This window comes from Bradyrhizobium sp. RDM12, assembly GCF_051917485.1.
Taxonomy (GTDB): Bacteria; Pseudomonadota; Alphaproteobacteria; order Rhizobiales; family Xanthobacteraceae; genus Bradyrhizobium.
In genome coordinates this window covers 3,005,184-3,027,674 of the sequence record NZ_CM133064.1, presented here as the reverse complement: position 1 = coordinate 3,027,674, position 22,491 = coordinate 3,005,184, and the positions used below count along the sequence as shown (strand labels likewise).

The following is a 22,491-nucleotide window of genomic DNA, read 5'->3' as shown; positions in this document are numbered from 1 at the left end:
TATCAATTGGTGATGCGGGCCTCGGAGACCGCATGATTGAACATCGCGTTCAACGCCGCCGTGATGTCGGCCGGCGTGTTGGCGGTGTAGAAGAAGCCCGGCGAAGCGCAGTTCTGCAGGCTCGCCGGAATGTTCGGGATGTTCCAGTTGGCGTAGTCATCCTCGTCGCCGGCAAAGGACGTATTGACCGGATTGATCTTCTGATAAGGAATATAGAGCACCGAGATGATGATGCCGCGGTTCTTCAGCGGCGTACATGAGGTGGCCGGATCAATTGTCGTGGCATGATTGCTGCCCGACCAGGATCCGTTCGGAACGCCCTTCACCTGCGGGTCCTGCGCGCCATCGGTCACGAGAAAGACGTAGGGAAGCGTGTTGTTCCATGCGCTGCCGTTACCCACGCTCGTGATCAGCGTATTCACGCCGGACAGCGCGTTGTCGATATGCGTGCCGCCTGAACCGAGATCTGTATTGGTATTGGTATCGAGCAGGGTCGCGAGATCTGCGGCCGCATAGTTGATGGTCGAAGGATTGGTCGTCGACCCGTTGATGCTGCTGGTCAACGGAAAGTACGAATAGAGGTAGCGGATGAAGGGATAGAGACCGATGCGGAATTGGTTCGCCACCTTCTGGCTGCTGTTCGCCGTGACGAACAGCTGGTTCACGGCATAGCCGACCGCGTCCAGCCGCAACTGAATGCAGGAATCGGTTCCATCCGTCGGACAGTTCGCCACCGTCGCCAAATTGGAATAAAGCGAGTTCGGAAGTCCGGAGACGATCGACGACGGCAACTGAACCCCCATGGGGTTGGACGTCTTCTTGGTGAGCAGGCCCTTGTACCCGCTCTGGCTGACGCGCGAGATCGCATAGCCGAGGCAGTAATTGTTGGTGGGATAGCCCTGCGTTCCCGAATCCGTGCAGGCGCTGTTCTGCGGCGAGAAATGGCAGGCGAGCGTGCAGCCTGTCGGATATTGCCGGTAATTGTCCGGACTGATCGACTGCATGCGCTGGGCTTCCGCCGTGGTCGAGGGCAGACCCATCGAGCCCGAGACATCCAGCGTCAGGTAAAAATCGAGATACAGCGGCAGTGTCGTGGACGAGGACGAGCTGCCGGTCACGGTCAACTTCCTGTAGCCGAGGATCTGCATGAAGGTGACAGGCACGTCCGCGCTGAACTGCACGTTCGACGCGAGCTTGTTGCCGGTCTTGGTGACCGTGCTTGTCACACTCAGATTGGTGTAGCTGCTGGAGTACGTCGCAGCATTTCCGTAGAAGATGTTATTCGCTTCCGTGACGCCGGCGCTAACGGACCCGTTCGACGTCATCGTCATCGCCGCGTTGTAGCCGGCCGAGTTGACCGAGATCGAGGCCACGCCCGCCGAATCCGCCGACCCCTGCAGCTTGGCCTTGATGCGCGTCGCCATGCTGTAATCAATGGCGCATCCGATCGAGGCGATCAACGGCACCAGCGCGATCGCAAAAAGGGCGGCAACGTTGGCGCTGGAGTCGCGCTTCAGCCGCGAGACCAGCGCGCCAATGCAATGGAGGATTCCCAAATCTGGCATGCCCAAGCCCCCTTGAAGATCTGCTATGAAATGACTGAGACCAACTGCAAAGACGCGATGAAACTGGTTGCTGGTACTACGTGAAGTAGCGGAGAGGGCGAAGTTCGCGCAAAAGAACCCGCGTCGCTACCGGGTGAGGTGCGGCCATAGTGCCGATGCGAACCTACTGAAGGGTAAAGGCGATTGGTTAGCCTCCTGTAAGCTCAACCGGCCTATCCGTTGTTCTACGGAGATCTGGGGCCAGGCTTTCTCGACTACGAGCATGCGGATGCCTACGATCTCCTGAGATACCGAATCGATAGGCGATGGAGCCCGCGTGGAACCAGGTCGACATGCTGCTGCCACGCTCGCTGCGCTTGCGTTGCTCGTCACAACGCCCGCCGCGGGCCGGGCGCAAACGCTCACGGCAACGCAATCGCAGGCGCAAGCCGCCTACGATCGCGCGCTCGGCGATTTCAAATCGGTCCTTGCGGAGCGCCGCCGCCAGATCGAGGCGAAGCAGCCGCTTCCCAACCTGCCGGGCCAGGCGCTCTACCTTGCCCGCGTCGCGGTGATCAGCACGTACAAGGATCTCACCGACGCCGTACCGTCGCGGATCGGCAAACCGAACAAGTTCGAAATTCCGCCGGCCTATTTCGATGCCGCAATCGAGCCGCTGGTCGACGAATATGCTGATCTGTTCGAGATCATGGAGGCGCCGCCGGCGAGCGCGCAGAATTCGGCGACGCCGTTCAAGGATGTCGTCGATCTCGCCGCAGCGATTGCGCGCGCCAAAGGGCTTGCGCCTGTTCATGCCGACGCGGCGGCCCGCATCAGCCTCGGGCTGTTCTTTGCCGAAACCAACGGCAAGCAGAACGTCCGCAATGCGCGCTCGAACACCTATATGGGCAGCCTGCAGACCGGCCCGTCCGAGGACCGTAACGGCCAGCGCAAATGGGAGGCGATCAAGGGTGCGATCGCGGCCGCCGATCCCGCACTGAACGCACGTGACGACAAGGAGGAGGCGCGATCCCGCGGCACCGATCGCCGCTTCAATCACTGGACCAATGTGCGCGACGGCCTGATGAACGCGCATGCCGAGCTGTTCGCCGAGATCCCGGCGATCGTGAAGACGCTGCCCGATCCGATCGACCAGATGAAGCTGTTCGAGCTGATCCAGATCATCCCGACACCAACACGCTCAGCACTCAAGTCGGGCGACCTGCTGAACTACCGGGTGTCCGATTCCACCATCATGAAGCACTTACGCAACAACAGCATCTTCGCCTTCGGCAAGACTGACCGGGCGCGAAGCTCGGCCAGCTTCCGCGAGATTCTCGGCGCGATGTGGCTGTTCAAGCGCAAGTTCGAGAAGGCGATGGCGAAATACGCGGAGATCAAACCGCGCTAGCCCTGTTGGACGCGCCCTGGTTCTCCGCCTTGTAGCCGTCCGTCAGCGTCTTCAGGAAGGCGATGATGTCGGCCTCGTCCTGATCGGTCATCGCAGGCTTGTCGCCGGGGTGACGATCGAACGGCGGATCGGTGACGTCGACATTGACGTGATATTTTTCAGGCAGGTCGTCATACTTCCATACCGTGCCGTCGGCTGCGCGCGGAAACACCTTCTCCGGATCTGTGTCGCGGAAATTATAGAAGTCGAGCACCTGCTCGAGGGTTCTGAAGACGCCGTTGTGGAAGAAGGCGTGACGCGTCGCGGTGTTGCGCAGCGTCGGCGTCAGGAACATGCCGCAATATTGCGTCTGCTCGGGAATGTCGGTCCGATGCGGGCCGCAGACGCCGAGATCGAAATAGCCGGGATCCTTGTTGCCCGCGAGCGCGGCATTCCGTGGCGCGCCGAGCGCTTCATATTGGTGGTCGGTAAACATCGGCGGCAGGCCGTCGCGGGTCGGCGCCGAGGTGTGGCAGCCGGCGCAATTCGCCTTCTGGGGATCGTTGAACAGTTGCAGGCCGCGCAATTCACTCTCCGACAACCGCGCCTTGCCCTCGAGCCAGTAATCGTACTTGCTGGTGTAGGGATGGAAGCTCGGCTCTTCGATCTGGTAGCGCGCAACCGCAAACATCGCCTCCGCAATCAGCAACTGCTGGTTTCTCAGCACGCCGGCGCCGAACAGCTCGACGAAGCGGTTGACATAAGATGCCCCGCGCAGCTTGTCGGCCACGATCTCCGCGCTGCCGCTGTCCATCTCGTTGGCGTCGAGCAGCGGAAACAGCGCCTGGTCCTGAAGCGTGTCGGCGCGGCCGTCCCAGAACAGGCCGCCCTGCGGAACGATGTTGGCCGAGGCGCCGGTGCCGCCAGCGGTCTTGGTCGTGCGTGCGGCCTGCTGGCCGACCGCAGCCATCTGCGCGAGGTCGATGATGTTGTCGTCGTCGCCCTTGTCGGGACCGATGCTGAAATTCGGCTGGCGATCGAGATAGGTCAACGACCGCACGGCGCGTGCGCCTTGCCGCGACAGATTGGCGCCGCCGAACACCACCGGGCCATCGTTGGGGGGACCATAGGCGTGATCCGGGCTATGACAGGATGCGCAAGACAGCGCCCCGGACGACGACAGCGAGGCGTCGTAGAAAATCTCCTTACCGAGCTGCGCCATCGCGGATAACGGGGCAACGGGCGGACGCATGAGGCGAACCGGGTTCGGGTTGGTGCCCACCGGGTTCGCCTCTGCAAGTCCTTGTGTCTCGGCTGCAAAGACGGCGCCGGCCAGGGCGAGCAGGCCGGCGCCGAGGAGCCACAAAGTGCGGCTGTTCATGATGACGTCCCGTTGGACTAGTGGTGGTGGTGCTCGTCCGGCGGGCTGACCATCGCTGTGCCCGTGGTCGGATCAAGGAACAGCGCGTCGGTGCGCAAGTCATGGCTGTGGTCGTGGTCGAAGTCGAACAGGTCCATGATCGATCCGGAGGTGGCATCGAACGAGCCGCCGCCGAGACGCTGGCCATGCAGCCAGTTGTCCTCGATGAAGCGAACCACCGAAGCCTGGGTCGTATAGGTGTGGCTGACATAGTTGGTCTTTGCGTAGGGCGAGACCACGATCAGCGGCACGCGGGTGCCCGGACCGCAGCGGCCGTTGACCGGCTTGCCGCCGAGACCGTTCGGCGCCGGCTGCTTGGTCGGGCCGAGGCCGCACAGGCCGGGACCGTTGACCTGATCGGCGGTCGCATCATACGAGGCGTTCTTCGGCGCAATGTACTGGTGATCGTACCAGCCGTCGGAGTCGTCGTAGGTGATGATGACCGCGGTCTCGCGCCACTCCGGCTGCTTCTGGAGGAAGTTGATCAGCTCGACATTGCCGGCTTGCTCGTCGAGCGGGTCGGAGTTGCCGGCATGACCGTCCTGGAAGGCGGGCATCTTGACGTAGGACACGGCCGGGAAATTACCGGCCTTGATCGCGGCATACAGGTCTTCGAGGTCGTAATTGTGGTTGGCCGGATCGACCTTGCCACTGAGGTCATGCGTATGGCCGATCGCATGCACCGAGCTCGGCCGCGCATGGGTCGGGTTGGCCGTGGAGGCGTGATACTGGAAGAAGGCGTGGTGCGGGATGTAATCGACGAGGGTGCCGTTGACGTTGGTCGAGAACGTGCTGCGGGCGCAACCGGTGGTGCCGTTGGCATTCTTGAGGGTCAGGTCGAAGCCACCCATGAAGCTGCCCCAACTGATCTGCTCGACGGTGAGCAGGTCGCCGATGTTCTTGCCGCCCATCAGCATGGTGCTGGTCTTGCTGGAGCAGGCGTCGTTGCCCGGATCGGTGTCGCCGGTCAGCGTTAGGCCCCCCTGGCCGTCGGCGATCGAGGCCGTGGTGCCGATGACGGGCCGCACGCCGTTGGTCTGGCCGGCGACGAGTTCCAGCACGCCCGGCGTGGACGGCCCGAACGTGTCGGTCCAGTTGTTGTCGCTCATGGCGAAATGCTGGGAGTAGTTCCAAAGCGCCGTAACGGTGTTGCCATCGAAATAGCCCATGACCTGACCGTTGGTGCCGAACGCACCGGCGCCGCCGGCCGTGCCGCGGCCGGTGAATTTCGAAACAGGTCTTCCTTGCCGTTGTCGACGGCCTGCTGCTCGGGCGTGTAGGAGTGGTTCTGCGAGCGCGTATTGGCCTGGGTGCGATCGAGGCGGAACGGGTCCGTCGCACCGGTGCCATTGGCCGGATTGTTGTTCGGGTTGTTCACCAGCAAATTGGCGTTGGCGAGGTTGTTGACCCGGGGCGTATGCGGCTTCGGCACGAAGGGGATCGATCCCGAGGGATTGGCCGCGTTCGGATAGGTCGCGAAATAATGGTCGAACGAGCGGTTCTCGTTGAAGATGATCACGAGATGCTTGATCGGCGTTTCCGTATGAATGTCATGCGGATGGCGATGATGCTCGTCCTGGTCACCGCCGCGATCGTGATCACGGCCGAAATCGTCTGCGAGCACCGGAATGCTGCACGCAAGGGTCGTCGCGGCCACGAAAATCGCAGCCGTCGTCAAAAATCTGGATTTCATTTTGTGTGCCCTGAAGGAATGACGGGGCAACCCTAGCGATCACATTTGACAGAGCTGTGTCAGTTTGACGCAAGAGACACTTTGCGCGGCTGTTGGAATAAAAAATTTTACAAGCGCGCGCGAGCCGCGACGTCTCTATCGATCGAGTGAGGCGAGGTACTGGTCGGCAACCGCACGCCAGCGCTCAGGATAGAGCCGCAGCAAATGGCCGTCGCCGGGAATGCCGTGCAGCAGTTCGAAGCGCGCGTTGCCGCCAGCCGCGGCGAACGCCTGCTGATATTCGCGGATCAGCTCTTCCTTGTAGAGGCGGTCGTTGTCGGCATAGAGCCAAAGTTGCTTGACTTTGGCGCCCGCGCCGCGACCGGCATTCGCGTAATATGGCGTGGTCACCGGTCCGTACGGATACCAGCCGCCGCAGAAATTCACCACGCCCAAGACCTCGCCGGGCTTGAGGCCGGCATAGTGCATGGCGAGAAAGCCACCGCGCGACTGTCCGGCGAGCAACACCTTGCCCGGCTTGACGCCGGGCAGCGTGCGGCCATAGGCGATCGCGGACTCGAGATCCTCGACGGCCTCGGCGACACCGGCGGAGACGTCGATCAGGTTGCCGTCGTGATCGCGTCCGAAATTTTCCTCACCATTGATGCCCTCGGAGCTGCCGCGTCCGCGGCGCATCAGCACCAGCACCGCGAATCCATTGTCGCGCAGCCAATGCGCCTCGGTCGAGAACGACCAGGACCTGAGCTGATTCCGACCGACGTCGGATCCATGAGTGAGGATCGCGAGCGGTGCCGGCCCCGGGCCCGACGGCGGGTAGAACGTGCCTTCGAGCGTGATCGGCCGTGTGCCATCAGGCGTGCGAAGCCTGAGATGCGGAATCCGGACGCGCGCGCCAGGCCAAGGCCAGTCGTTCGGCCGGTCGCCTGCAGCAAGGCGCTCGGATCCGCGCGGACCAGCGCTCCGGAGGTGACGGCGCCATTCTTGAGCGTGGCCGTCATGTACAATCGGTCCGGGCCATCAAAGGCATAACGGAAGATGCGAAACCCGGTCATGGTCAGGACGCCGTCCACGACCGTTGCCTGGTCGCGCCACCATTCGCGATTCATGCCGTTGAAGGCCGAGTCCGACCTGGCGAAGACGACGTCCGCATGCCCGTCAGGCCTTACGCGCTCGACCACGAGGATGTGCCTGTCGTCTTGCCAGGTCCCGATCCATGCGCCCTGGAAGCGCGCGATCTCGGGCGGCACGTCGGATGCCGGCGGCTCCGTGTCGAACCGGGGCGGCAATGGAACGACAAACTCCGGATCGACCGTCAGCGGTTGGATTTGAGCGCTCTGCATCATCAAGACCAGCGACACCATCGCGGCTGCAATCCAACGTCCAAGCATGTGCGCCCAGTCGAAATCAATGTGGCCGGAAGGATAAACCTATTCGGTGCGGATCGGCGTGTCCTTCAGTCCGTTATTATCATAGGCCTTGCGCAGGGTACCGTTCGTCACGGCCTCGGTCATGAATTTGGTGACGAACGCCAGCGACTGGCTGTGGCCGGGCGGGACTGCAACGGCCGTCACCGTCTTCTTGAACGTCTCATCCAGCACCCTGGTCCCGGGGATCTTCTGCGCCATCTTGTTGAGCTGGTCGCGCGACAGCGCGAAGGCGTCGATCTCGCCACTTTTCAGCAGACCAAAGATTTCGTCGTAGGTCTGATAGCCCGTGATCTTCGCATTCTTCAGATGCGCAACGGCGCCGCGCATTGTGGTCGTCGCGTTGACGGCGGCAACCTTGATTCCGGGCTGGTCGAGCGTGGCGAAGTCGGTGACGGTCGAGCCCGCCTTGACGATATAGGTGGCATCCGCGACCTCGTAGATCGGGCCGAACATCATCCTGGTCTCGCGTTCGGGATCTTTCGGCAACCAGGTGACGTCCCAACTGCCCTCGCCGGCGGCGTCGGTGATCTGCCCGGAATTCTGGTACACCACATACTCGACAGGGATGCCGATTTGCGCCGCCATGTCCTTGCCGAGATCGACGGGGACGCCGGCATAACCGGCTTCGGTCTTGGTCGACCAGAACGCCCCGCCCGCCGGGCTGATCGCGATCGCGACCCGCAGCTTGCCGGTCGGTGCGATCTCGTCTTTCAGGCCATCGGCTAGCGCGGGCATGGCGACCATTGCGGCGAGAGCGAGACCGCCGCAGGCCGACCGGAATGGCGTTGGCATGTCATGTTCTCCTCACTTTTATTCTTGTGCTGTCCGCTTGCCTGAAGTCTGTCCGCCAGCTTCGCGCCGGTCGCGCTGCCTTTGAAAACAATTCTGGTCGATCATGCGCCCGGTGAAAAGCGATTTGTCATGACAAAACTGTCAAACGCCACGCGACTGTTCGCAGTGCAAGCTCTGTGACTGCCATGGCTATGGTGTATCGCGGCCGGCTATTTGTTGTTAGCCTGCCGCACCGACACACAGCCATCGGGGCCCACCGAATGACCTCAGCGTATCCCGCCTATTCAGCACAATCTCGTGGCGCATGGAGGCATGTCGGGCGGGCGCTGGCTGCCGCGGCGGCCGCGATTGCGCTGGCCGGCTGCGAGGACAAGAACACCTTCGTCGCACCGCCGCCGCCCAAGGTGGACGTCGCCACACCCGTGCAGCGCCCCGTCACGCGCTATGTCGAGGCCACCGGCAACACCGCGCCGATCAAGAGCGTCGATCTTGTGGCTCGCGTGCAGGGTTTTCTGCAATCCATCGACTACACCGACGGTACCTTCGTCAAGCAGGGCACCCAGCTATTCACGATCGAGCCCGAAACCTACAAGCTCAAGCTCGAGCAGGCGCAAGCGGCCGAGGCCGGCGCACAGGCGTCTCTCAAACAAGCTGAAGCCGATTTCAAGCGGCAGGTCGATCTGGTTCAGCGCCAGGCGGTTTCTCAGGCCACGCTCGATACCTCGACCTCGACCAGAGACAACGCCCAAGCCAATCTCCAGCAGGCCCAGGCCAACACCGGGATCGCCGAGCTCAATTATAGTTATACCAAGATAAGCGCGCCGTTCGATGGCATCGTCAGCGCGCATATGGTCTCGATCGGCGAGCTTGTCGGCGTGGCTTCGCCGACCCAGCTCGCCACCATCGTCGCCATGGACCCGATCTGGGTGAATTTCACCGTGAACGAACAGGACGTGCTGCGTATCAGGGCAGAGGCTCAGCGCCGCGGGCTGACCGCCGCCGACCTCAAGCAATTCCCGATCGAAGTCGGCCTCCAGACCGAGACCGGCTATCCGCATGAAGGCCACCTCGACTACGTCGCGCCGACCATCAATTCATCAACCGGCACGCTTGCCGTGCGCGGCCTCGTGCCCAACGACAAGCGGGTGCTGTTGCCTGGCTATTTCGTCCGCGTCCGCGTGCCCTTCGACCAGGACAAGAACGCTCTCCTCGTCCCCGACACCGCGCTCGGCAGCGATCAGGGCGGTCGCTATCTCCTGGTCGCCAACAGGGACAATGTAGTCGAGCAGCGCAAGGTGCAGATCGGCGCCGTCGACAACGGCCTGCGCGTGATCGAGAGCGGCCTGAAGCCGGATGACCGCGTGGTCACTTCGGGACTTCTGCGCGTGATCCCAGGCCAGAAGATTGACCCGCAGCAGACCAAGATCGAGCAGCCGCAGGCGTCTGCCAAGTAGGAGCGCCGGTCATGATCTCAAAATTCTTCATCGAGCGGCCGGTGCTCTCGAACGTCATCGCGCTCCTGATGATCCTGATCGGCGGCGTCGCGCTGTTCAACCTCGCGATCGCGCAATATCCCGACGTGGTGCCGCCGACGGTGCAGGTGACGACACGCTATCCCGGCGCCAGCGCCAAGACCGTGATCGACACCGTCGCGCTGCCGATCGAGCAGCAGGTCAACGGCGTCGAGGACATGCTCTACATGCAGTCCTACAGCGGCTCCGACGGCACCTATACGCTGACGGTGACGTTCAAGATCGGCACCGATCTCAACTTCGCGCAGGTGCTGGTGCAGAACCGCGTCTCCAGCGCGCTGTCGCAGCTGCCGTCGTCCGTGCAGAACCAGGGCGTCACCGTCCAGAAGAGATCGACTTCGATCCTGCTGTTCGTAACGCTGACCTCGCCTGACTCCCGGTTCGACAGCCTCTACTTGAGCAACTACGCCACGATCAATCTCCGCGACGAGCTTTCACGTTTGCCCGGCGTCGGCAACGTCACGGTATTCGGCGCCGGGCAGTATTCGATGCGGATATGGCTCGATCCGAACAAACTGCAAGCGCGCGGATTGGTGCCGCAGGACGTCATCCAGGCGATCCAGCAGCAGAGCCAGCAGGTCTCGGCCGGCCAGGTCGGCGCGCCGCCGACCCCGCCGGGACAGGCGTTCCAGTACACGCTCAACGTCAATGGACGGCTCGACGACACCACGCAGTTCGAGAACATCATCGTCAAGACCGGCACGAGTGGCGACGTCACCCGCGTGCGCGACGTCGGCTGGGTCGAATTGGGTGCGCAGACCTACAGCCAGATTTTCTCACTCAACAAGCAGCCCTCGGTCGGCATCGGCGTGTTCCAGTCGCCCGGCGCCAACGCGCTCGAGGTCGAGCAGGTCGTCGAGAAAAAGATGACGGAGCTCGCCAAGCGGTTCCCGGAAGGCATCAAATACGACACGCCGTTCGACACCACCAAGTTCGTGAAGGCCTCGGTGCACGAGGTCTACATGACCCTGATCGAGGCCGGCCTGCTGGTGCTTGTCGTGATCCTGGTGTTCCTGCAGGACTGGCGCGCGATGCTGGTGCCGGCGACGACCGTGCCGGTCACCATCATCGGCGCCTTCGCCGCGATGGCGGCGCTCGGGTTCACCATCAACATGTCGACGCTGTTTGCGATCGTGCTCGCGATCGGCATCGTCGTCGACGACGCCATCGTCGTCGTGGAAGGCGCCGCCCACAACATCGAGCAGGGCATGAACGGCCACGACGCCGCGATCAAGGCGATGGACCAGCTGTTCGCGCCGATCGTCGGCATCACGCTGGTGCTGATCTCGGTGTTCCTGCCGGCGTCGTTTCTCGCCGGCCTGACGGGCCGCATCTACTCGCAATTCGCGCTGGTGATCGCGGCGACCGCACTGCTGTCCGCCATCAACGCAGCGACGCTGAAGCCGACCCAGTGCGCACTCTGGCTGCGGCCGACCGTGCCGCCGGAGCAGCGCAACTTCTTCTACCGCGGCTTCAATGCCGTCTATAACCGCGTCGAGCGCGGCTACGTTCGGCTGATTGGCGTGCTGTGCAGGAACAGTACGATTTCGGTTGCGATCGCACTGGTGCTGATCGGGATCGGCGGCTACGGCCTGTCCCGGGTGCCGACCGGCTTCCTCCCGATCGAGGACCAGGGCTATCTGATCGCCGCGGTTCAGTTGCCCGACGGCGCCTCGCTGGAGCGAACCCAGAAGGTGCTCGACAGGGCCGCCGATATCATCAAGGACACGCCCGGCGTTCAGCAGGTGATCACGATTGCGGGCATCTCCGCGCTCGACAATAGCGCGAGCCTTGCCAATGCCGGCGTCGCCTACATCATCCTGAAGGACTGGGAGGCGCGCAAAGGCCCGGGTGAGGATCTGCGCTCGCTGGTGTACGGCCTGAACGACAAGGTCGCGACCATCATGGAGGCGCGCACGCTGGTGCTGCCGCCGCCGCCGATTCAAGGCATCGGCAACGCCGCCGGCTTCTCGATGCAGGTCGAGCTGCGCGACGGCAACAGCGATTTCGCCAAGCTGCAGGCCATCACCGGCGCGATGGTCTCTAACGCCCAGAGCCAGAGCGCGCTGCAGCGCGTCTCGTCCTCGTTCCGCTCGGCGGTGCCGCAATTCAACGTCGAGATCGACCGCGTCAAGACCCAGACGCTGCACGTCACGACGGACGCGGTGTTCTCCGCGCTGTCGACCTATCTTGGTTCGTCCTATGTCAACCAGTTCAACAAGTTCGGCCGCGTGTTCCAGGTCTACACGCAAGCCGATCCCGCGTTCCGCGTCACCGAGCGCGACATCGCCAATATGCAGGTGCGCAACCAGAACGGCGACATGGTCCCGATCGGCACCGTTGCCACCATCACGCCAGTCACCGGCCCGTCGCTGATCAGCCTCTACAATCTCTATCCGTCCTCGACCATCGTCGGCCTGCCGGCGCAGGGCTATTCGTCGGGCCAATCACTGGAGCTGATGGAAGAGATCGGCAACAAGACGCTGCCGCCGGGCACCGGATTCGAATGGACTGCGATGTCGTACCAGGAGAAGGCGGTCTCGAACCAGATCTACTGGGTGTTCGGCCTTGCCATGTTGCTGGTCTATCTCGTGCTCGCTGGCCAATACGAGAGCTGGTACGCGCCGATCTCGGTGATCCTCGCCGTGCCGCTGTCGCTGATCGGGCCCATGTTGATCCTCAATGCCTTGAAGATCGACAACAACCTGTATTGCCAGATCGGCCTGATCCTCTTGATCGCGCTCTCGGCCAAGAACGCGATCCTGATCGTCGAGGTCGGGCTCGAACTGCACGGGCGCGACGGCAAGCCGGTGCTGGAAAGTGCGATCGAGGCGGCGCGCGCCCGCTTCCGGCCGATCCTGATGACCTCGTTCGCCTTCATCCTTGGCGTGGTGCCGCTGGTGATCGCGACCGGCGCCGGTGCCAGCGCGCGCAAGTCGATCGGCATCACGGTCTTCTCGGGCATGCTGGCCTCGACCTGCCTCGCGGTGCTATTCGTGCCGGCTTTCTTCGTGGTGGTGCAGCGGTTCGAGAACTGGCGCGCGTCGAAGAAGGCGCCGAAGACGCAGCCGGTCGCTGAGATGAAGACCTAGGCCTCGCTCGGCGTCTGCCGCGCTTCGCCGCTCGAGACCAGCAGGACCGACACTTTCGACTGCCTGAGCACGGCGTTCGCGACGCCGCCGAAGGAGAGGTGATCGGCCTGGATGCGGTCGACGCCCATGATGACGAGATCGACATCGGTGGTGTCGATCTCGCGCAGGATCGCAGCTTCCGGCGCCCGGTTCACGCGTAGTGTGGTGGTGATGTCGACGTCGTAGCGGGCGGCGAGATCGCTGGCGTCCTTGAGGATGCCGGCCTCCTGGTTCAGCCCGCGCGAGGCACCGCGCTGCGCGCCCTTGTCTCGCGTCGTCGCGACATAGATCACGCGCAGCGAGCCAGATCCGGCCTGCGTCAGCGCGACCGCGACCTCCGCGCCGCGCTTGGAGACGCCACTGCCGGAGACGGGAACGAGGATGTTGAGCGCATCCGGCATCGGCTGCTTCATATGCTTGCCCCTGGCCGCCACGATCGCGAGCGGTCCGTCGAACTTTGCGGCGATGTCCTCGATCTTTCGATCGAACCGGTCCTTGCCGGCAGTGACCTTGTCGACGCCGACGACGAGGAGATCGAAGCCCTTGCGCGCTTCATTGGCGATGGTCTCGCCGAGTTCCGCGCGCCTGGCACGGGTGACGACATCGACGCCGCCGGCGTCGCCGTCACCGTTGCTGAGACACTGTCTCCGCCGCCTTCTTCACCACGGCCTCGTGGCTCTCCTCCTCGTCGCGAACCTTCTCCTGCTCCTTGGCACGCTTGCCGATATGCAGCACGGTGATGGGCAGGCCGCGCATGCCGGCCATCAGGCCCATGATGTGCGAGGCAAAGGTGGCGTTAAGGCTCTCGTCGACCGCCAGCAGCGGACGTTCGAGATTGGCGATGAAGCCGCGCTTCTCGAATTCCTCCCGTTCCAGCCGCTCCTTCTCCTCCCGGTTCATCGGCAGCTTCGCGAGAGTTGCACGCAGCATCGGCGGCATCGCCATCGTCGTCACGATCGCCATGGTCACGATCATCGTGAACAGGTTCTGGCTGAGCACGCCGATGGACAGGCCGATGGTGGCGATGATCACCTCGGTCGAGCCGCGCGCATTCATCCCGCTCGCGAGCGCCAGCGATTCGCGCGTGCTCAGGCCGCCCAATGTGCCGCCCAGAAAGGCGCCGCCGAACTTGCCGACGCTGGCGATCACGACGAGGAGGCCGGTCAGCATCAGCAGGCGGGGATCGCGCAGCACCGAGAGGTCGGCGCTGAGGCCGGCAAGGCCGAAGAACACCGGCATGAAGAAGCTCGAGATCAGCCCGCGCAGACGCTCGTCGATCTGCCGCGTCAGGATCGGCGATTCCCCGACCAGGATGCCGGCGACGAAGGCGCCGAGCACGGTGTGGACGCCGATCGCATGGGTGATCAGCGCCATCGCGCCCATCAGCAGCAGGATCACGGTGATGACCGCAGCCGTGCTGACGAGGTTGTCGTTGGCCCAGCGGATCAGCTGAAACACCAGCCGCCGGCCGCTGGTGAAGCTGATGGCCAGGAAGGCGAGCGTGCCCAGCGCGGCCTTCGCCACCGAGGCGATATCCAGCGTGCCTTGCGAGGCCAGGCTGAAGATGACGGCGATGATGATCCAGCCGATGGTGTCGTCGATCACGGCGGTCGCGACGATGATCTGGCCGACATTGCGGCGCATGAAATTCATCTCGCGCACGACCACAGCGACGATCTTCACCGAGGAGATCGACAGCGCCGTGCCCATGAACAGCGAGGCCACCAGGCGCTGCTCCGGTTTGGGCAACAGCGCATCGGGCAGGAACTCGCCCAGCGCAAAGCCGCAGGCGAAGGGCACCAGGATGCCGGCGATCGAGATCGAGATCGCGGCCTTGCCGACCTTTTTGACCAGCTTGAGGTCGGTCTCCATGCCGGTGAGCAGGAGCAGCAGCAAAATGCCGAACTGGGCGATGCCGTCGATCATCGCCTTCTGCTCGGGCGCCGCAGGGAAGATCGCGTGCTGCGCCTCAGGCCAGATCCAGCCGAACAGCGACGGCCCGAGCAAAATGCCGGCGAGCAATTCGCCGATCACCGAGGGCTGGCCGATCCGCTGCATGATCTCGCCGAGGCCGCGCCCCACCGCGATCAGCAGCACGATCTGCGCCACCAGCAGGAATTCGGACGGACCGGCCGATTTGCCGCCCTCGGCGCTCGCCGCGATGGCGGTGAGGACAAGCGCCGCGGGGGCAAGGCCGACCGGCCGGAGCAGGCTCCACTGCATGCAAATGTCTTCCCCCTTCACCCGCCCCGGCAAGGTGCCGGAGCCACCGGGATAGAACCCGCGGGAGGTGGAGCGGGTTCCCGCAGCCCTCACGGCGGGGGCTGGAGGCGAAAGTCGAAAACAACCCCATGCACAGTAGAGTCGGGGCTGAAAGAGCTTGAAGAATTTCGGCCCTGCCGAAATCACTTGCTCCGTCGGGCAAAACACCGGCATGATGGCATCGTGGGTGATGTGCGCGGCGTCCCCCTCCTCCGTCACAGCGCCCCGCTCGCGCCCCGGACGCAGCGCAGCGCCACTTCGGCGGTGCGCTGCAGAGCCGGGGCCCCATGCGACACGGGAAATCGTAGCTCCTGGGTCCCGGCTCTGCGCCGCAACGCTCACGCGTTGCAGCTTGTCCGGGACACGAGACTTCACGCCGCCGCCGGCGTCCGGATCTCGCGCGGGAGAATGATCGCCGCCGCGATCGCGAGCAGGCAGAGCGCGGCAAACGCGTGCAGCATGGTGACGAAGCCGCCCTGCTCGTAGAGCCAGGCAACCAGGCCCACGGACGCACCCGCCGCGGTGAAGCCGATGAAATAGCGCACCGCATAGGCGCGCGAGCGCCATTCCTCGCTGGTGTATTTGCCGACCATGGCGTCGTTCACCGTGACCTGTCCGAACGCGCCCATGACGATACCGATCGACACCAGAATCAGCGGCAGGTTGGACAGGCTCGCGGCGAGATAGAGGAACGGCGCCAGCATGAAGGACAGCGGCAGTGCCACCGTCTTCAGCGAATAGCGATCCAGCAGGCGGCCGATCGTGTACTGCGTCATCGCACCGAACACATAGACGCAGGCCGCGATGACGCCGAGCAGCGCCGGGCTCCTGGTCAGGTCTGCGAGCCGCTCGGCAAACAGCTTCGGCAGCGCCACCGTGACGGCATTGAAGGTCGTGGAGATCGCGATCACCACGATCAGCAGCGACAGCACCACGCGCCACATGTCCTGCTTGGCGACACGCGCTTGAGCCGCCGCCTGCTTCGAACCCTTGCGGTCCTCATGCACGACCATCATGGCAAAGGCCACGCCGATCAGGATGGTGACGATGCCGGGCACGATGAACGCGAGACGCCAGCCGAGATACTGGCCGATCACGCCGGTAACCAGCGCGGACGAGGCCACGCCGAGATTGCCCCAGACGCCGTTCAGCCCCATCTCGCGGCCGAGCCTGTCGGCATAGGACACGATCATCGCGGTGCCGACGGGGTGATAGATCGAGGCGAACACGCCGATCGCAAACAGCGCCGCGCCGAGTTGTGCCGGCGTCTGCACGAAGCCGACCGAGATCATGGACGCGCCGATGCCGACGAAGAAGATCAGCATCATGTGGCGGCGGCTCCAGCGGTCCCCGAGCCAGCCGGTGAGCAGCGAGCCGGCGCCGAAGGCGATGAAGCCGGGCGTGGCGTAGGGCAGCAGTTCCGAATAGGCCATGCCGAGCGCCGGTCCCATGATGATCACGGCGGCGGCAAAGATCAGCATCGCATAATGGTCGATGAAATGACCTGCGTTGGCGAAACTGATGACCCGGCTCGGGCTGTTCATACGATCCTCTCCTGCTCGGAAATGAGTTATATGTCGGGACCATGACGAGATGCTGCCAATGAGTGTCGTCGAAACGCCAATCCTTAGGGAGGTCCGGGGCAACCATCGCTCCACCGAGGGCGTGCACCTGGTCGCGCGCGATTATCCCAAGGGCCTGCGGCTCGATCCGCACATGCACCGCGAGGCGCAACTGGTCTATGCCGCGAAGGGCACGATGCAGGTGACGACGCCCGGGGGACGCTGGCTCGTGCCGCCGGACCGCGCGGTCTGGGTGCCGGCCGGGCTTGAGCACGCCATCGACGTGCTCGCCGACATCGAGATGCGTACGCTGTATTTCGATCTGCCCTGGCTGAAGCGCGAGCAGCGCTATGAGGGATTAACCCGGGAATTCGTGGTGCGGGTGTCGCCGCTGCTCAATCAGGCCATCCTCGCGCTGTTCGACCCGCGCAACACCGAGGAGCGCACCGAGCTGCTGGTGCATCTGGTGATGTTGGAGTTGCATCAGGCCGAGGATTCCGCGACCTTCGTGCCGCTGCCGCGCGAGCCCCGCTGCCGGCGCGCCGCGATGATCGTGCTCGATGATCCCACCGGCCTGCACGACATCGACACGTTGGCGCGCGAGGTCGGCACCTCCGCGCGCACGCTGTCGCGGCTGTTCTCCACGGAGACGCAGCTGAGCTTCAAGAGCTGGTGCCAGCGCGCGAGGATTGCGGCGGCGGTCCAGCGGCTGTCGACGGATGCGAGTGTCTCGGTGAAGCAGCTCGCGACGCAACTTGGTTATGCCAGCGTCCCGGCGTTCTCGGCCGCGTTCCGTCAGGTGACCGGGCGGACGCCGACGGAGTTTGCGACACATTCCGTGTCATCGCCCGGCTTGACCGGGCGATCCAGTACTCCGAGACAACAGTGATTGAACCGATTGGTCGCGGATCGGGATAGGGGAAGCCTCACGGCTTCACCCCTCCCACACCACCGGACGTACGGGTCCGTATCCGGCGGTTCGCTGGATTAAGCGGGTCGCAGTGCTGCGATGGAGCGTAGGCCGAGTGAACGCAAGAAGGCGTTTGGCAAAGCAGTGTTGAGCGCGGGGCTTTGAGCGAGCCGCCAAGGGCCACGTGGGCTGCCGGCGGTTTTCGCCGCTAGGTCCCGGCCGACGCCGCGGCGTCGCAGCTCATCGAAGCGGGTGCGTCCGCATCTCCACTGTTTCCAGACGATGGCGCGCAACCGTCGCCTGATCCACTCATCAAGGGCGCGCAGCACCGACGGCGTTTGGCAGAAGCCGAAGTAGCCGCGCCACCCGATCAGGTAGATTGACAGCTCCTTGACGATCTGCACGAGGCTTCGCCCGCCCGTGCGCCGCGTCAGCTCCCGAACTCGCGCTTGAAGCGGGCGATCGCCTGCGGCGCAATGCGCCGCCGCGGTGCTGTCCCGCCGGTGAAGCTAAAGCCCAAAAACTTGCGGGCGCTCGGTTTGGCGACCGCACTCTTGGCCCTGTTGATCTTCAGCTTGAGACGCGTTTCGAGGAACTTTTCGATGCCCGCCAGCACCCGTTCGCCCGCCTTCTGACTGCGCACATAGATGTTGCAGTCGTCGGCGTAGCGCACGAAGCGATGGCCGCGCTTCTCCAGTTCCTTGTCCAGCACATCCAGCATCAGGTTCGACAACAGTGGCGAGAGCGGTCCACCTTGCGGCGTGCCCTCCTCCGTCGGACTGACCAATCCTCCCTCCATCACACCCGCATTCAGGAAGGCGCGGATGAGCTTCAGGAGATGCTTGTCAGCAACCCGTTTGGCAATGAGCCCCATCAGGATGTCGTGGTTGACCCGGTCGAAGAACTTTTCCAGGTCGATGTCCACAACGAAGGCGTACCCGGACGCGATGTACGCCTGCGCCCGTTCCACCGCCTGATGCGCCGAGCGGTTCGGCCGGAAGCCGAAGCTCGCCTCGGAGAACGTTCCGTCCCAATCTGCCTGCAGCACCTGCAACACCGCCTGCTGAATGAAGCGGTCAAGCACCGTCGGGATGCCGAGCGGCCGCAGGCCACCCGACGCCTTCGGTATCTCCACCCGCCGTACCGGCTGTGGCTTGTAGGTGCCGCCAAATAGCTGGGTCCGGATCGCGAGCCAGTGCTCCTTCAGATAGGCCGGCAGTTCGCCGACGGTCATCCCATCGACGCCTGCCGCGCCCTTGTTGCGCGTCACTTGCGCCAACGCTTTCTTCAGGTTCTCACGCTCGACAACTGCTTCCATCGACGGTCCTGCGACCGCCGGGTGTTCGAGGCTGGCCTTCGCCGCACTTGCTTCGGTCTCTCGGGCGGCGGCGGTCAGGGCTTCACCCTTCGCTCCGGTGCCCGAGTTCAGTTCAATCTGATTCTTCTGCCGCATGGCTCGCACGAGATCGACCGCTCTACTGACCACTTCCAGCGTTCAGGCCTTCGGCGGCGCGCCGCCGCCTACTATGCCCTCTGCTGACTTCTGCGCGGCGATCAGGCCGCCTTGCGGCGACCTCAGTCCCGTTGCCGGGACACCGTGCAGACCTCCCGAGGTAAGACCGACCGCCTTCGCCGCACGCCCGCCGGATCTACCACCCCGGCCCTTGATGACCGTGGACTTCGCGATCAACGGCTCGCTCGTCCGGCCGGGTAGGCCTCGTTATCCGGTGTTTGTCCATCGAGCCGCGGCTTTGCTCCACGCTGTCTTCAGACCCCACCTCACGATGACGCCCTTGCGCTTCGCTAATCCTTCGCCGTCATCAGGCTGGATAGAGGACTTCCACCTCCAAGCTGTCGTTCATACTCGGCACACCGTACTGGATGCCCCGGTCAAGCCGGGGCATGACAGCGCATTTTGGGATTAGCACGCCTCACTACATGACGCTCCTCGCCGGGCATGACCGCCTTCTCGAAACGCACGGCCCAGCTAAAGTTGCCAAATTCGCCTGCTTGATTGTGATCGGCTTCCGCCTAAATCCCGTGTAAGCTTCCGCACCGCACAAACCCGGTTTCGAAAGGCCCAGATGGCTAACGCCTTCTTCTCCGATCTGCTCGCCACCATCTCCGAGCGCGGCCGCACGCTGCTGCGCCGCGATTCTGCCGATACCAAACAGAACGCCGACGGGCTGATCGAGCTCTGCGGCGCGCTGCTATCGGGCCGGGGCGAAGCCTCCGCCACCGCCATGGCGCGTGAAGTGCTCGACATCTACCATGAGTTGGATGCGGCAGGACGCCGCGCCTTCTTCGAGGCGCTGGTGCGCGATTTCGGCCCGGACCGGGAACGGCTGGCACAGGCAATCGAGAAATGGCGTGCCAAGCCGGACGACGAGGACGCAAGCGCGTTGCATTTCGCCTCCGAACCGCGGCGGCAGGAGCTGATTCGCCGTCTCAACCGCGCGCCGGGCGGCACCGGCGATCTCGTCGCGCTGCGCGCCGATCTGCTCGGCATGATGAACGGACATACCGATCTCGCCGCGCTCGACCGCGACATCTCGCATCTTCTCTTCTCGTGGTTCAACAGGGGGTTTCTCGTGCTGCGCCGGATTGACTGGTCGACCCCGGCCAACATCCTCGAAAAGATCATTCGCTATGAAGCCGTCCACGAGATCAGCGACTGGGACGATCTGCGCCGCCGCATCGATCCGGTCGACCGCCGCTGCTACGCCTTCTTCCACCCCGCGATGGTCGACGAGCCCCTGATCTTCGTCGAGGTCGCGCTGACGGAGACCATTCCCGGCGCGATCGCGCCGCTGCTCGCCGTCGATCGGCAGTATCTTCCGATCGGGAAGGCGCGCACCGCCGTGTTCTACTCGATCTCCAACACCCAGCGCGGCCTTGGCGGCATCTCCTTCGGCAGCTTCCTGATCAAGCAGGTGGTCGAGGAGCTGCGCCGCGAGACGCCGAAGCTCGACACCTTCGTGACGCTGTCGCCGGTCCCGGGCTTCATGCCATGGCTGAAGCAGGACAAGGATTTGCCGTTGTCGGAGGAGGATCGCGAGGTGCTGAAGCGCCTCGACGATCCCAAATGGTTCGAGAACCCCGAGACGACCGCGCAGCTGCGCGGCGTGATCGAGCCGCTGGCAGCCTACTACTTCCTGAAGGCGCGCACGCCGAAGGGCCGCCTGATCGATTCCGTCGCCCGCTTCCACCTCGGCAACGGCGCCCGCCTCGAGCGCATCAACTGGCTCGGCGACCTCTCGCCGAAGGGCATGCGCAGATCCGCCGGCGTGATGGTGAACTACCTCTACCGCCTCGACGACATCGAGAAGAACCACGAAGCCTACGCCAATGACGGCGAGGTCGTGGCGTCGAGCGCGGTGAAGAAGCTGCTCAAGGGCGAAGGGCGCAGGCTGCTGGATATGCGGCTGTCGTAGCGGAGACGCACGCTCGCTCCCCACCGTCATTGCGAGGAGCCTTTGCGACGAAGCAATCCAGACCGCCGCTGTGGAAAGATTCTGGATTGCTTCGCTGCGCTCGCAATGACGGAGTGTGTGGCGGCACCTCGCGCAATTCCGCACCACCGTGCATCGCAAACGAAGGCTGACGGCAAACGGCCCGGCTCCCTCCACCGTCATTGCGAGGAGCTCTTGTGACGAAGCAATCCAGACTGTCTCTGCGGAATGATTCTGGATTGCTTCGCTGCGCTCGCAATGACGGAGAATGTGGCGGCGCCTTCGCGCAATTCCGCACCACGGCGCATCGCAGACGAAGGCTGCCAGCAAATGGCCCGGCTCCCTCCACCGTCATTGCGAGGAGCGTGCGACGAGGCAATCCAGACCGCCGCCGCGGAAAGATTCTGGATTGCTTCGCTGCGCTCGCAATGACGGAGTGAGTGGCGGCATCTCGCGCAATTCCGCACCACCGTGCATCGCGGACGAAGGCTGCCGGCAAACGGCCCGGTTCCCTCCCTCGTCATTGCGAGGAGCTCTTGCGACGAAGCAATCCAGATTGTCTCTGCGGAAAGATTCTGGGTTGCTTCGTTGCGCTCGCAATGACGGAGAATGTGGCGGCATCCTCGCGCAATTCCGCACCACGGCGCATCGCGGACGAAGGCTGCCGGCAAACGGCCCGGCTCCCTCCATCGTCATTGCGAGGAGCTCTTGCGACGAAGCAATCCAGACTGCCGCCGCTGAAAGATTCTGGATTGCTTCGCTGCGCTCGCAATGACGGAGTATGTGGCGGCACCTCGCGCAATTCCGCATCACCGTGCGTCGCAGATGAAGGCTGCCGGCAAACGGCCCGGCTCTCTCCACCGTCATTGCGAGGAGCTCTTGCGACGAAGCAATCCAGACTGCCGCCGCGGAAAGATTCTGGATTGCTTCGCTGCGCTCGCAATGACGTGGAGGGAGCGCTACGATTCATCGCTCCTATCACAAGCGTCGCTCGCAATTCCGTCTAGGCTGTGTTATCCTGAAGGCTCTCGTTGTATCGAGCGCAACCATGAAGCAGCCATGCGTCTACATGTTCGCCAATCGTCGCAACGGGACGATCTATGTCGGCGTAACCTCGAATCCGCCGCGCCGCGCGTTCGAGCATCGCGAGGGCCTCGTGAAGGGCTTCTCCTCGAAGTACGATTGCAAACTCCTCGTCTGGTTCGAGCTACATGCGACCATGACCGACGCGCTTGCGCGCGAGAAGCAGATCAAGGGCGGCAGCCGGGCAAAGAAGCTTGCATTGATCGAGAGCGTCAATCCGGACTGGACGGATCTGTACGAGACGCTGATCTGAGCGTCTCAGGGCGGTGAGTGCGAGACGCAAGGCGTCTCCT

Annotated in this window: 16 protein-coding genes and 1 pseudogene; 6 read left to right on the top strand and 11 right to left on the bottom strand. The window is 63.7% G+C overall.

Going from position 1 to position 22,491, the window contains the following annotated elements:
* Nucleotides 1-2 precede the first annotated feature (2 nt).
* Nucleotides 3-1,565, bottom strand: a complete 1,563-nt coding sequence (locus ACTGJ9_RS14680; protein WP_456677623.1) for a TadE/TadG family type IV pilus assembly protein — start codon at nucleotides 1,563-1,565, stop codon at nucleotides 3-5.
* 316 nt (nucleotides 1,566-1,881) lie between these two features.
* Here ACTGJ9_RS14680 and ACTGJ9_RS14675 point away from each other — a divergent pair, with 316 nt between their 5' ends.
* Nucleotides 1,882-2,955 carry a hypothetical protein gene (locus tag ACTGJ9_RS14675; protein WP_456677622.1) on the top strand — a complete coding sequence of 358 codons (1,074 nt, stop codon included), beginning with the start codon at nucleotides 1,882-1,884 and terminating at the stop codon, nucleotides 2,953-2,955.
* On the opposite strand, the gene ACTGJ9_RS14670 is transcribed toward ACTGJ9_RS14675, so the two are convergent.
* The 6 genes from ACTGJ9_RS14670 to ACTGJ9_RS14645 form a co-directional block, all read right to left on the bottom strand.
* A complete protein-coding gene (locus ACTGJ9_RS14670; protein ID WP_456677621.1) occupies nucleotides 2,942-4,315 on the bottom strand; it encodes a cytochrome-c peroxidase in 1,374 nt (457 codons plus the stop codon). The genes ACTGJ9_RS14675 and ACTGJ9_RS14670 overlap by 14 nt on opposite strands.
* A 17-nt stretch (nucleotides 4,316-4,332) precedes the next feature.
* Nucleotides 4,333-5,523, bottom strand: coding sequence for a phospholipase C (locus tag ACTGJ9_RS14665; protein ID WP_456677620.1), 1,191 nt, complete (start codon nucleotides 5,521-5,523; stop codon nucleotides 4,333-4,335).
* Nucleotides 5,460-6,047 carry an alkaline phosphatase family protein gene (locus ACTGJ9_RS14660; protein WP_456677619.1) on the bottom strand — a complete coding sequence of 196 codons (588 nt, stop codon included), beginning with the start codon at nucleotides 6,045-6,047 and terminating at the stop codon, nucleotides 5,460-5,462. The genes ACTGJ9_RS14665 and ACTGJ9_RS14660 overlap by 64 nt, the downstream gene beginning before the upstream one ends.
* A gap of 135 nt (nucleotides 6,048-6,182) precedes the next feature.
* Entirely contained in the window at nucleotides 6,183-6,734 is a 552-nt protein-coding gene (locus ACTGJ9_RS14655; protein WP_456677618.1) for a dienelactone hydrolase family protein, read from the bottom strand.
* Complete coding sequence (locus tag ACTGJ9_RS14650) at nucleotides 6,722-7,408, bottom strand: hypothetical protein (protein WP_456677617.1); 687 nt, start codon at nucleotides 7,406-7,408, stop codon at nucleotides 6,722-6,724. The genes ACTGJ9_RS14655 and ACTGJ9_RS14650 overlap by 13 nt, the downstream gene beginning before the upstream one ends.
* A 66-nt stretch (nucleotides 7,409-7,474) precedes the next feature.
* Nucleotides 7,475-8,266, bottom strand: coding sequence for an ABC transporter substrate-binding protein (locus tag ACTGJ9_RS14645; RefSeq protein WP_456677616.1), 792 nt, complete (start codon nucleotides 8,264-8,266; stop codon nucleotides 7,475-7,477).
* A 260-nt stretch (nucleotides 8,267-8,526) separates the two neighbouring features.
* On the opposite strand from ACTGJ9_RS14645, the gene ACTGJ9_RS14640 reads away from it, so the two are divergent.
* Both ACTGJ9_RS14640 and ACTGJ9_RS14635 read left to right on the top strand, forming a co-directional pair.
* Nucleotides 8,527-9,720 carry an efflux RND transporter periplasmic adaptor subunit gene (locus ACTGJ9_RS14640; RefSeq protein WP_456677615.1) on the top strand — a complete coding sequence of 398 codons (1,194 nt, stop codon included), beginning with the start codon at nucleotides 8,527-8,529 and terminating at the stop codon, nucleotides 9,718-9,720.
* 11 nt (nucleotides 9,721-9,731) lie between these two features.
* Entirely contained in the window at nucleotides 9,732-12,890 is a 3,159-nt protein-coding gene (locus ACTGJ9_RS14635; protein ID WP_456677614.1) for an efflux RND transporter permease subunit, read from the top strand.
* On the opposite strand, the pseudogene ACTGJ9_RS14630 reads toward ACTGJ9_RS14635, so the two are convergent.
* Nucleotides 12,887-15,152 (bottom strand): annotated as a pseudogene (locus ACTGJ9_RS14630) (cation:proton antiporter domain-containing protein). The gene ACTGJ9_RS14635 and the pseudogene ACTGJ9_RS14630 sit on opposite strands and share 4 nt — an antisense overlap.
* 410 nt (nucleotides 15,153-15,562) lie before the next feature.
* A complete protein-coding gene (locus ACTGJ9_RS14625) occupies nucleotides 15,563-16,735 on the bottom strand; it encodes an MFS transporter (protein WP_456677613.1) in 1,173 nt (390 codons plus the stop codon).
* Nucleotides 16,736-16,793: 58 nt separating this feature from the next.
* On the opposite strand from ACTGJ9_RS14625, the gene ACTGJ9_RS14620 reads away from it, so the two are divergent.
* Complete coding sequence (locus tag ACTGJ9_RS14620) at nucleotides 16,794-17,642, top strand: AraC family transcriptional regulator (protein ID WP_456677612.1); 849 nt, start codon at nucleotides 16,794-16,796, stop codon at nucleotides 17,640-17,642.
* A 98-nt stretch (nucleotides 17,643-17,740) separates the two neighbouring features.
* Here ACTGJ9_RS14620 and ACTGJ9_RS14615 read toward each other — a convergent pair whose 3' ends face one another.
* Both ACTGJ9_RS14615 and ltrA read right to left on the bottom strand, forming a co-directional pair.
* Nucleotides 17,741-18,067, bottom strand: a complete 327-nt coding sequence (locus ACTGJ9_RS14615; protein ID WP_456677611.1) for a group II intron maturase-specific domain-containing protein — start codon at nucleotides 18,065-18,067, stop codon at nucleotides 17,741-17,743.
* A 26-nt stretch (nucleotides 18,068-18,093) separates the two neighbouring features.
* On the bottom strand, nucleotides 18,094-19,116 hold the full coding sequence (ltrA, locus tag ACTGJ9_RS14610; RefSeq protein WP_456677610.1) for a group II intron reverse transcriptase/maturase: 1,023 nt from the start codon (nucleotides 19,114-19,116) through the stop codon (nucleotides 18,094-18,096).
* A 631-nt stretch (nucleotides 19,117-19,747) separates the two neighbouring features.
* Between ltrA and ACTGJ9_RS14605 the strand changes: the two genes are divergently transcribed.
* Both ACTGJ9_RS14605 and ACTGJ9_RS14600 read left to right on the top strand, forming a co-directional pair.
* Nucleotides 19,748-21,097 (top strand): malonyl-CoA decarboxylase, encoded by a 1,350-nt coding sequence (locus ACTGJ9_RS14605; protein WP_456677609.1) that lies wholly within the window; start codon nucleotides 19,748-19,750, stop codon nucleotides 21,095-21,097.
* A 1,066-nt stretch (nucleotides 21,098-22,163) separates the two neighbouring features.
* Nucleotides 22,164-22,451, top strand: coding sequence for a GIY-YIG nuclease family protein (locus ACTGJ9_RS14600; RefSeq protein WP_456677608.1), 288 nt, complete (start codon nucleotides 22,164-22,166; stop codon nucleotides 22,449-22,451).
* Nucleotides 22,452-22,491: the final 40 nt, after the last annotated feature.

Excerpts from the sequence above, each read along its gene's own strand:
- ACTGJ9_RS14640 (WP_456677615.1), top strand. The coding sequence starts at position 8,527 with ATGACCTCAGCGTATCCCGCCTATTCAGCACAATCTCGTGGCGCATGG.
- ACTGJ9_RS14660 (WP_456677619.1), bottom strand. The coding sequence starts at position 6,047 with ATGAAATCCAGATTTTTGACGACGGCTGCGATTTTCGTGGCCGCGACG.
- ACTGJ9_RS14670 (WP_456677621.1), bottom strand. The coding sequence starts at position 4,315 with ATGAACAGCCGCACTTTGTGGCTCCTCGGCGCCGGCCTGCTCGCCCTG.
- ACTGJ9_RS14605 (WP_456677609.1), top strand. The coding sequence starts at position 19,748 with ATGGCTAACGCCTTCTTCTCCGATCTGCTCGCCACCATCTCCGAGCGC.
- ACTGJ9_RS14620 (WP_456677612.1), top strand. The coding sequence starts at position 16,794 with ATGAGTGTCGTCGAAACGCCAATCCTTAGGGAGGTCCGGGGCAACCAT.
- ACTGJ9_RS14635 (WP_456677614.1), top strand. The coding sequence starts at position 9,732 with ATGATCTCAAAATTCTTCATCGAGCGGCCGGTGCTCTCGAACGTCATC.
- ACTGJ9_RS14650 (WP_456677617.1), bottom strand. The coding sequence starts at position 7,408 with ATGGTGTCGCTGGTCTTGATGATGCAGAGCGCTCAAATCCAACCGCTG.
- ACTGJ9_RS14665 (WP_456677620.1), bottom strand. The coding sequence starts at position 5,523 with ATGGGCTATTTCGATGGCAACACCGTTACGGCGCTTTGGAACTACTCC.
- ACTGJ9_RS14625 (WP_456677613.1), bottom strand. The coding sequence starts at position 16,735 with ATGAACAGCCCGAGCCGGGTCATCAGTTTCGCCAACGCAGGTCATTTC.
- ACTGJ9_RS14680 (WP_456677623.1), bottom strand. The coding sequence starts at position 1,565 with ATGCCAGATTTGGGAATCCTCCATTGCATTGGCGCGCTGGTCTCGCGG.
- ACTGJ9_RS14600 (WP_456677608.1), top strand. The coding sequence starts at position 22,164 with ATGAAGCAGCCATGCGTCTACATGTTCGCCAATCGTCGCAACGGGACG.
- ACTGJ9_RS14645 (WP_456677616.1), bottom strand. The coding sequence starts at position 8,266 with ATGCCAACGCCATTCCGGTCGGCCTGCGGCGGTCTCGCTCTCGCCGCA.
- ltrA (WP_456677610.1), bottom strand. The coding sequence starts at position 19,116 with ATGCGGCAGAAGAATCAGATTGAACTGAACTCGGGCACCGGAGCGAAG.